The organism is Streptomyces acidicola (assembly GCF_009377235.1).
In the GTDB taxonomy this organism is placed as follows: domain Bacteria; phylum Actinomycetota; class Actinomycetes; order Streptomycetales; family Streptomycetaceae; genus Streptomyces; species Streptomyces acidicola.
In genome coordinates, this window is the sequence record NZ_VMNX01000351.1 from 1 (window position 1) to 7,161 (window position 7,161).

7 protein-coding genes are annotated in these 7,161 nt (G+C 71.0%); 4 read left to right on the top strand and 3 right to left on the bottom strand.

All coding sequences use genetic code 11. The annotated features are described in order from the left end of the window. Positions 1 to 1,089: serine/threonine-protein kinase (locus tag FPZ41_RS43250; protein ID WP_228023396.1), on the bottom strand; the 1,089-nt coding region annotated here is incomplete at its 3' end. A 225-nt stretch (positions 1,090 to 1,314) separates the two neighbouring features. On the opposite strand from FPZ41_RS43250, the gene FPZ41_RS47615 reads away from it, so the two are divergent. Continuing rightward, a complete protein-coding gene (locus FPZ41_RS47615) occupies positions 1,315 to 1,719 on the top strand; it encodes a hypothetical protein (protein ID WP_194236430.1) in 405 nt (134 codons plus the stop codon). Between the two features lie 47 nt (positions 1,720 to 1,766). Here FPZ41_RS47615 and FPZ41_RS43255 read toward each other — a convergent pair whose 3' ends face one another. Together FPZ41_RS43255 and FPZ41_RS43260 are read right to left on the bottom strand one after the other, a co-directional pair. Beyond that, positions 1,767 to 2,558 carry a hypothetical protein gene (locus FPZ41_RS43255; RefSeq protein ID WP_152870000.1) on the bottom strand — a complete coding sequence of 264 codons (792 nt, stop codon included), beginning with the start codon at positions 2,556 to 2,558 and terminating at the stop codon, positions 1,767 to 1,769. A gap of 12 nt (positions 2,559 to 2,570) precedes the next feature. Beyond that, positions 2,571 to 3,104, bottom strand: coding sequence for an RNA polymerase sigma factor (locus tag FPZ41_RS43260; protein ID WP_152870002.1), 534 nt, complete (start codon positions 3,102 to 3,104; stop codon positions 2,571 to 2,573). Positions 3,105 to 3,372: 268 nt separating this feature from the next. Between FPZ41_RS43260 and FPZ41_RS43265 the strand changes: the two genes are divergently transcribed. From FPZ41_RS43265 to FPZ41_RS43275, 3 genes are all read left to right on the top strand, one after another. After that, positions 3,373 to 4,077, top strand: a complete 705-nt coding sequence (locus FPZ41_RS43265; protein ID WP_152870003.1) for a GntR family transcriptional regulator — start codon at positions 3,373 to 3,375, stop codon at positions 4,075 to 4,077. Continuing rightward, positions 4,074 to 6,524, top strand: a complete 2,451-nt coding sequence (locus FPZ41_RS43270; protein WP_152870005.1) for a dolichyl-phosphate beta-glucosyltransferase — start codon at positions 4,074 to 4,076, stop codon at positions 6,522 to 6,524. Before FPZ41_RS43265 ends, FPZ41_RS43270 begins: the two co-directional genes overlap by 4 nt. A gap of 147 nt (positions 6,525 to 6,671) precedes the next feature. Beyond that, a partial coding sequence (locus FPZ41_RS43275) for a hypothetical protein (protein ID WP_152870007.1) occupies positions 6,672 to 7,161 on the top strand: 490 nt, incomplete at its 3' end.

Here is a 7,161-nt window from a genome sequence, read left to right on the forward strand (position 1 = left end):
TAAGAGACAGGCCGGGGCGTGTTCGGGGGACGCGCCACGCACGGGTGAGGCGGCGGGTGCCGCTCCCCGGCCCGCCTCCGATCCGCCCGCCTCCGATCCGCCGGTCTCCGAACCGCCGGTCTCCGGTCCGCCTGTCCCCGGTCCCCGCGTCTCCTCTCCGTCCGTCTCCTCCGGGTTCTCCGTGTCCAGCAACCGCACCGCGTGCCGCCCGAGTTGGGCGACCAGGGCGCTCGGCAGCCAGGGGTCGAGGGAGCGCCCGTCCAGGACGCTGTCCTCGGCGCCTATGCGGTCCAGGATCCGATCGAGCGTGGGCCGGGCGGCGGGGTCCTTGCGGAGGCAGTCCCGTACGAGGTCGGCGAGCCCCTCCGGCAGGGCCTCCAGGTCGGGTTCCTCCTGCGCGATGCGGAACATCAGCGCGTGCACACCCGAGTTGGCGCTCCCGAAGGGGAGGGCGCCGGTCGCGGCGTACGAGAGGACGGAGCCCAGGCAGAAGACGTCGCACGCGGGCGTGATGCGGTCCCCGCGCACCTGCTCGGGCGCCATGAACCCGGGCGATCCGACGAGCGCGCCCGTGCGCGTCAGCCCGCCGTCGGTGACCGTCTCCAGGGCGCGGGCGATCCCGAAGTCGATGACACGGGGCCCGTCGATGGTCACCAGCACGTTGGACGGCTTGAGATCGCGATGGACGATCCCAGCGGCGTGCACGTCCTTGAGCGCGTGGGCGAGCCCCGCCGCGAGGATCCGTACGGACCGCTCGGGCAGGGCCCCGTGGTCGTGCCCGACGACGCTCTGGAGGCTCGGCCCGGCGACGTACCCGGTCGCCACCCAGGGGATGGTGGCCTCGGTGTCCGCGTCGAGGACCGGAGCGGTCCAGTACCCACCGACCCGTCGCGCGGCCTGCACCTCCTGCCGGAACCGCGCCCGGAACTCCTCCTGTTCGGCGAGTTCCTGCCGGACCAGCTTCACGGCGACGGTACGGCCCCGGTCCGACCGGGCCAGGTACACGTGCCCCATCCCGCCCGCGCCCAGCCGCGCGAGCAGCCGATACGCACCGATCCGCTGCGGATCCCCGGCGCCCAGCTTCTCCATCGTCGCGCCACCTTCCCCCCATGCGTGTGCAACAGACCGAGGATAGTGCCGCGTTCAGGGGAGGTGAGGTGGGCGGCTTCGACGGTTCCGTAACAGCGGGGAGTGGCGCGGCCGCACCGACCCCGCCCGGTCGAACACACCAATCGCACAGGGCTCCGGTGTCTCAGGTCCCCCTGTCCGCGAGCCGATACCCGCCAGGAGGCACCCAGACGACGGGAGGCACCGATGATCAAGGAAAAGCCGCACCGCAGCCCTGGCCACGGCACAGGCCACATCCCCGGCCACGGCACTGGCCACCAGACAACGGCCGTTCCTCGCACCGGCCTTGAGCGGCGCGCGACACCTGAGGAGCGGGAGGCGCACATCCGGGACGTCGTCGACGCCGCTCCACCGTCACCGCCGCCGCCTTCGCCGTCACAGGAGGACCGAGAGCGGACCGTGCCGCCCCTCCCCGAGCGCGACAAGCGCGTTCGCCATGCGCCGCAGGAGGCGTTCCGGGCCGAGGACGCCGCGCCCTGCGAGCACCGGGTGCCCGACCCGGGCGACTGCCCGCGCTGCCGACTGGCCGATGAGGATGTCGCCCACCTCGTGGTCCTGCTCCGCTGCCTGCGCCGCTCAGCGGCTTGCTGAAAGCCCTGCCGCGGGAGGCCCTCCGGGCCGGTCGCCGGGCGCCTGGTTCACAGTGCGTCCCCTTCGACCGTCCGGGTCGTGCCGTCCTTGAGGGTGAGGGTGAACGTGCCGGTGATCAGGCCCTCGGGGTGGCCCTTCGGCCACCAGGCGGTCCACCGGCCGTCCTGCACCAGGGCGTGGATGGTCTTTCCGCGGTCCTGGAGGGTGATCTCCTTGACGTCGGAGCCCGCCGACCCGAGCGCGTAGTTGAGCAGTCCCGAGCCTTCGCCCCGGGAACCGTAGGTGTCCAGGTCGATCTGGTCGGCGGGGAGCTTCGCCACGTCGGAGACGGCCATCCCGATGCCCGAGCCGTCCGAACCCATCAGGCAGTACGTGGCGTCACCGGCCCGCGTGATGATCATGGAGCCGACGGATCCGCGGATCTCCGCGTTGCTGATCTCGGGCCGTGACCCGGCGTCGCCGAAGTCCTTCGTGAACTCCAGGCACTGCTTCTCGGCCTTGGAGCCTTCACCACTGGCGGTGTTCAGGCTGTGGGGCGTGCTGGTCCAGGAGGCCAGTTCCGCCGAGGACAGCGGTCCGGAGCCGCCGATGCCGAACAGGCCGCCGGCCGTCACCGCCACCGCGGCCGCGCCCGCGGCGAGCACGCCGCCGGCCGCCGTGAACGCCAGACGCCGCACGAGCGGGCGGCGGAACGCGGCACCGGCCGACCGCTCGGGCCGCCCGGTGTCGCTCAGGACGGACCGCAGCAGCCGCTCCTCACGGTCGATGTCGGCGGCGGACGGTTCGCGGCGCGGGGCGGCGTCGAGCTCGGCGAGACGGGAACGAAGGTCGTTGTTCATGAGGGTTCCTGTTCAGTGCGTCGGGGCGAGGGCGGGGGAGGGGGAATGCGCGGACGTGAGCTGTCCGGCGAGGCGCCGCTTGGCGCGGGTGAGGCGCATGGCGTAGGCGGCGCGGGTGCAGCCGAGGACCTTCGCCGCGTCCTTGGCCGCGAGTCCCTCCCAGACGTGCAGCGCGAGGACCTCCTGGTCGGCCGGCGGCAGTGACTTCCAGGCGGCGACGAGCTCCATCCGGCTGTCCACCTGGGCCGTGGCGTCGACCGTCCGGTCGTGGGAGCCGGTCTCGAAGACCTGCTGGATGTGCACCACGAGCGCGGTCTGCCGGCGCATGCCGCGGCCCGCGTTGAGCATCACCTTGCGTGCCGTGCCGAACAGCCAGGGCCGCGGGTCCTCGGGGAGCTCGCGCCGTCGGCGCCACGCGGTGAGGAAGGTCTCTCCGACGATGTCGTCGACGTTCATCGGGTGGGCACGACGGCGCACGAACCGCAGCACGTCCTCGTAGTGAGCCCGGTACACCTCCGTGAACTGGGCTTCGGTATCGATGGGCATGGCTTCCTTCCGTAGCGTCTGCCCCTACGTGTCCACCACGGCCGCGGGTGCAACAGGACCGCTCATGTGACCCAGACCACTCCCCCGAAATATGCTCAAGCGTTCAAGAACTTGCCCATGACACAGCCGACATGGCCCCCACACCGTTCGACCTCCCGGCAACCCCGAACGCGTAAGGTGGCGTGCTCGTAGAAAAGTACGTACCGCCACACGAACACGTAACCGCACACGAACACGTACCCGTACACGAAAGGGGAGGGCCCCGACCATGCCCGGCACCGGTGGCAGCACGCCGAGCCGCAACGGCAACAGCACCGTGACCCGCAGCACCCTGCGGCAGCAGCTCGCGGACGCGCTGCGCGACGAGGTGCTGGCAGGCCGGCTCCAGCCGGGGCAGGAGTTCACCGTGAAGGAGATCGCCGACCAGTACGGCGTCTCCGCGACACCCGTCCGCGAGGCACTGGTCGACCTGTCGGCCCAGGGTCTGCTGGACGCGGTGCAGCACCGCGGCTTCCAGGTCCACGAGTACTCCCTGGACGACTACCGGGAGATGATCGAGGCCCGCAGCATGGTCATCGGCGGCATCTTCCGCGCCGACAAGGACTACGACACCGGTTCCCGCACCACCACCGTGCTGGCCGGCGTGCGCCGTCGCGGCGAGGAGGCCCGGCGCGCCGCCACCGCGGGCGACCTGACCGTGCTCATCGGCTACGACCTGCGGTTCTGGCGCGAGTTGAGCGACCTGTTCGGCAACCCCTACCTCGCGGACTTCCTGCACCGGCTGCTCGTACAGGCCTGGGTGTGCGCGGTCCAGCACCTGCGGCGGCTGCCCGATCTGCGCGGTCTCCTCTGGGCGCGGCACACCGAACTCGTCGACGCCCTGGCCCGCGGCGACGCGAAGGCCGCGCACGAGATCGTCACCGGGCACAACACCCACTGCCTCGCCCTCGTCGAACGCCTGGCCGCCGGATGAGCGGCAAGACCCGCGGGCCCCGCTCGCACGAGGTGGACCTCTCGGTCGTCATACCCGCCTACAACGAGGAGAAGAGGCTCGGCCGCGCCCTCGACGCGATCACCGGCCACCTCCGTGAAGCCGGCGACGGCACCACATGGGAGGTCATCGTCGTCGACGACGGCTCCACCGACGGCACCCGTGACGTCGTCACCGCCGCCACCGAGGCCGAGCCCCGCATCCAGTTGGTCACCAGCCCGCGCAACCGCGGCAAGGGCCACGCCCTGCGCCTCGGCGTCTGCGCCTCGTACGGGCGCCGCGTACTCGTCACGGACGCCGATCTGGCCGCCCCCATCGAGGAGTTGGAGCACCTCGACAAGGCGCTCGCCGACGGGCAGTCGGCCGCGATCGGCTCGCGCGCCACACCGGGCGCCACCATCGAACGCCACCAGCACCCCGTGCGCGAGGCCCTCGGCCGCGCCGGCAACTTCCTCATACGCGGCCTCGCGGTGCCGGGCATCCGCGACACACAGTGCGGCTTCAAGCTGTTCGACGGCGAGCGGGCGCGCGAGGCCTTCGCCGCTTCCCGGCTCGACGGCTTCGGCATCGACATCGAGATACTCCAGTACTTCCGCCGCTCCGGCTGGCCCGTCGCCGAGGTCCCGGTCCGCTGGGCCCACCAGTCGGGCTCGAAGATCCGCCCCTGGGACTACGCCCGGGTCCTGGGCGAACTCACCGCCCTCAAGGCCCGCTCGGTCCGCCGCGCCGACCTCCTCGCGGTCCTCGCGTTCCTGCTGATGTCGGTGCTCCTGTACTCCGGCCGCTGGATCGACCCGAACCACCGCTATCTGCCGGACTCCCTCCAGGACCAGAACCAGTGGGAGTGGTTCTTCGCGGTGACGGCCGACAACGTCGTCCATCTCCGCAACCCGCTCTTCACCACCCTCCAGGGCTTCCCCGACGGCGTGAACCTCATGGCCAACACGGTCATGCTGGGCGTCTCCGTCCCCTTCACCCCGATCACCCTCACCCTCGGCCCGGCCATCTCCCTGGGCCTGGCGATGACGCTGGGCCTGACCGCCACAGCGGCGGCCTGGTACTGGCTGATCGTCCGCCGCGTCGTACGTAACCGGGCCGCGGCCTTCACCGGCGCCGCTCTCGCGACCTTCGCCCCACCGATGGTCAGCCACGCCAACGCGCACCCGAACTTCATCGTCCTGTTCATGATGCCGCTGATCATCGACCGGGCGTTGCGGCTGTGCGAGGGCACCCGGGTCCGCCGGGACGGCATCGTGCTCGGCCTGATGGCGACGTACCAGATCTTCCTGGGCGAGGAGCCGCTGCTGCTCGCGGCGATGGGGATGCTGCTGTTCGCGGTCGCGTACGCGGTGGCCCGGCGGGACGTGGCGAAGGAGTCCTGGCGGCCCCTGTCCAAGGGCCTCGGGGTGGCCCTTCTGCTCTGTCTCCCCCTGGTCGCCTTCCCGCTGGCCTGGCAGTTCTTCGGCCCGCAGAGCTACAAGAGCGTCCTGCACGGCGACAACGCGGGCAACAGCCCCCTCGCACTGTTCTCGTTCGCGGAACGCTCCCTGGTCGCGGGCAACGAGGCGACGGCGAGCGCCCTGTCCCTCAACCCCACCGAGCAGAACGCCTTCTACGGCTGGCCGCTGGCCGCCCTGGCCTTCGCGATCGTCATCGGCCTGTGGGAGCGGACCGTCGTCAAGGCGCTGGCCTTCACGGGAGTCGTCGCGGCGCTGCTGTCCCTGGGCCCGAAGATCCCCATCCCGCTGACGGACACGGTGATACCGGGCCCATGGGCGCTGCTGTCGGACAAACCCCTGTTCGAGTCGGTCATCGAGGGCCGCGTGGCCATGATCTGCGCACCCGTGCTGGGCATCCTGCTGGCGCTCGGGATCGACGCCCTGGTCAAGTCCCCGCACATCGGCACCCAGTTCGTGGGCCTCACGGCGGTCGCGGCCGCCCTGATCCCGATCGTCCCCGCCCCACTGAAGTCGGTGGAGCGGCCCGACGTACCGGCCTTCATCGCCGACGGCATGTGGAAGTCGTACGTCGACGTCAAAAAGGGCGAGACCCTCGTACCGGTGCCGCTGCCCGACCCGGGCAACGCGGAGGCCCTGCACTGGCAGACCGCGGCGCACCTGGAGTTCCGTATGCCCGGCGGCTACTTCAACGGCCCGTACGGCGAGGAGCGCATCGGCATCTACGGAGCCTCGCCCCGCTACACCTCGAACCTGCTCTACGACGTGCGGTACTCGGGCGTCGTACCCGAGATCGGCGACAACTGGCGGGCCCAGGCACGCAAGGACTTCGCGTACTGGAAGGCGGGCGCGCTCGTGCTGGCCCCACAGGGATACGACGCGCAGTTGCGCGAAGCCGTGGAAAAGCTGGTGGGCCGACCGGGGAAGTGGGTCGGCGGGGTATGGGTATGGGACCTGCACGAAGAGGGCTGACACAAGGGGGGTCTTCGCAGCCCCCACCCATTACGCTTCCCTGACCACTGTGCACACTGTGCACCGAATTGCGCGTCCCGCCGAAATGACTGCCCTGCTGTCTTCCGCTACTCGTCCGTACTCGTCCATTACGCGAGGAGTTTTCTGTTGGCCTGTGACCTGTGGCTGGTCCCGCTCGTCGACGTGTTGTGCCACACCCCCGACAACCCCTTCGCCGAGGAGCTCGCGCTCTACAACAAGGTGCTCGGCGAGGCCGGGCTGCCACCGGTGCCGGTGTACCAGTACATGCCGGGCCTGTCCGGTGACGTGGCCCCGGTCGCGGGCTTCGACTACGACGCGCTGCACTTCCTGCGGCGGGCGTACCTGCTCCAGGTGTGCGGGCTCGCGGTGAACCCGGTGGACGAACTGGGCGGCGACTACGAACAGTTGCTGGAGATGTTCGAGACGACGGCCCAGCAGTCGCACCTGGTCTGGCACTACGACCACGCGGGCGCGTACGTGCCCGTGGACTTCCCGCACCCCCTCGCCAGCGACGAGCTGCTGGCCGGCGGCGGCCCCCTGGGCTCCTCCCATTCCCTGCTCCGGGAGCTGGAACTCGTCGCCCCCTCGATCGGCATCGACCCGGCGAACCCACCGG

What these genes read in the sequence shown, in the direction of transcription:
- FPZ41_RS43260 (WP_152870002.1), bottom strand. Translation starts at nt 3,104, where the DNA reads ATGCCCATCGATACCGAAGCCCAGTTCACGGAGGTGTACCGGGCTCAC.
- FPZ41_RS43265 (WP_152870003.1), top strand. Translation starts at nt 3,373, where the DNA reads ATGCCCGGCACCGGTGGCAGCACGCCGAGCCGCAACGGCAACAGCACC.
- FPZ41_RS47615 (WP_194236430.1), top strand. Translation starts at nt 1,315, where the DNA reads ATGATCAAGGAAAAGCCGCACCGCAGCCCTGGCCACGGCACAGGCCAC.
- FPZ41_RS43255 (WP_152870000.1), bottom strand. Translation starts at nt 2,558, where the DNA reads ATGAACAACGACCTTCGTTCCCGTCTCGCCGAGCTCGACGCCGCCCCG.
- FPZ41_RS43270 (WP_152870005.1), top strand. Translation starts at nt 4,074, where the DNA reads ATGAGCGGCAAGACCCGCGGGCCCCGCTCGCACGAGGTGGACCTCTCG.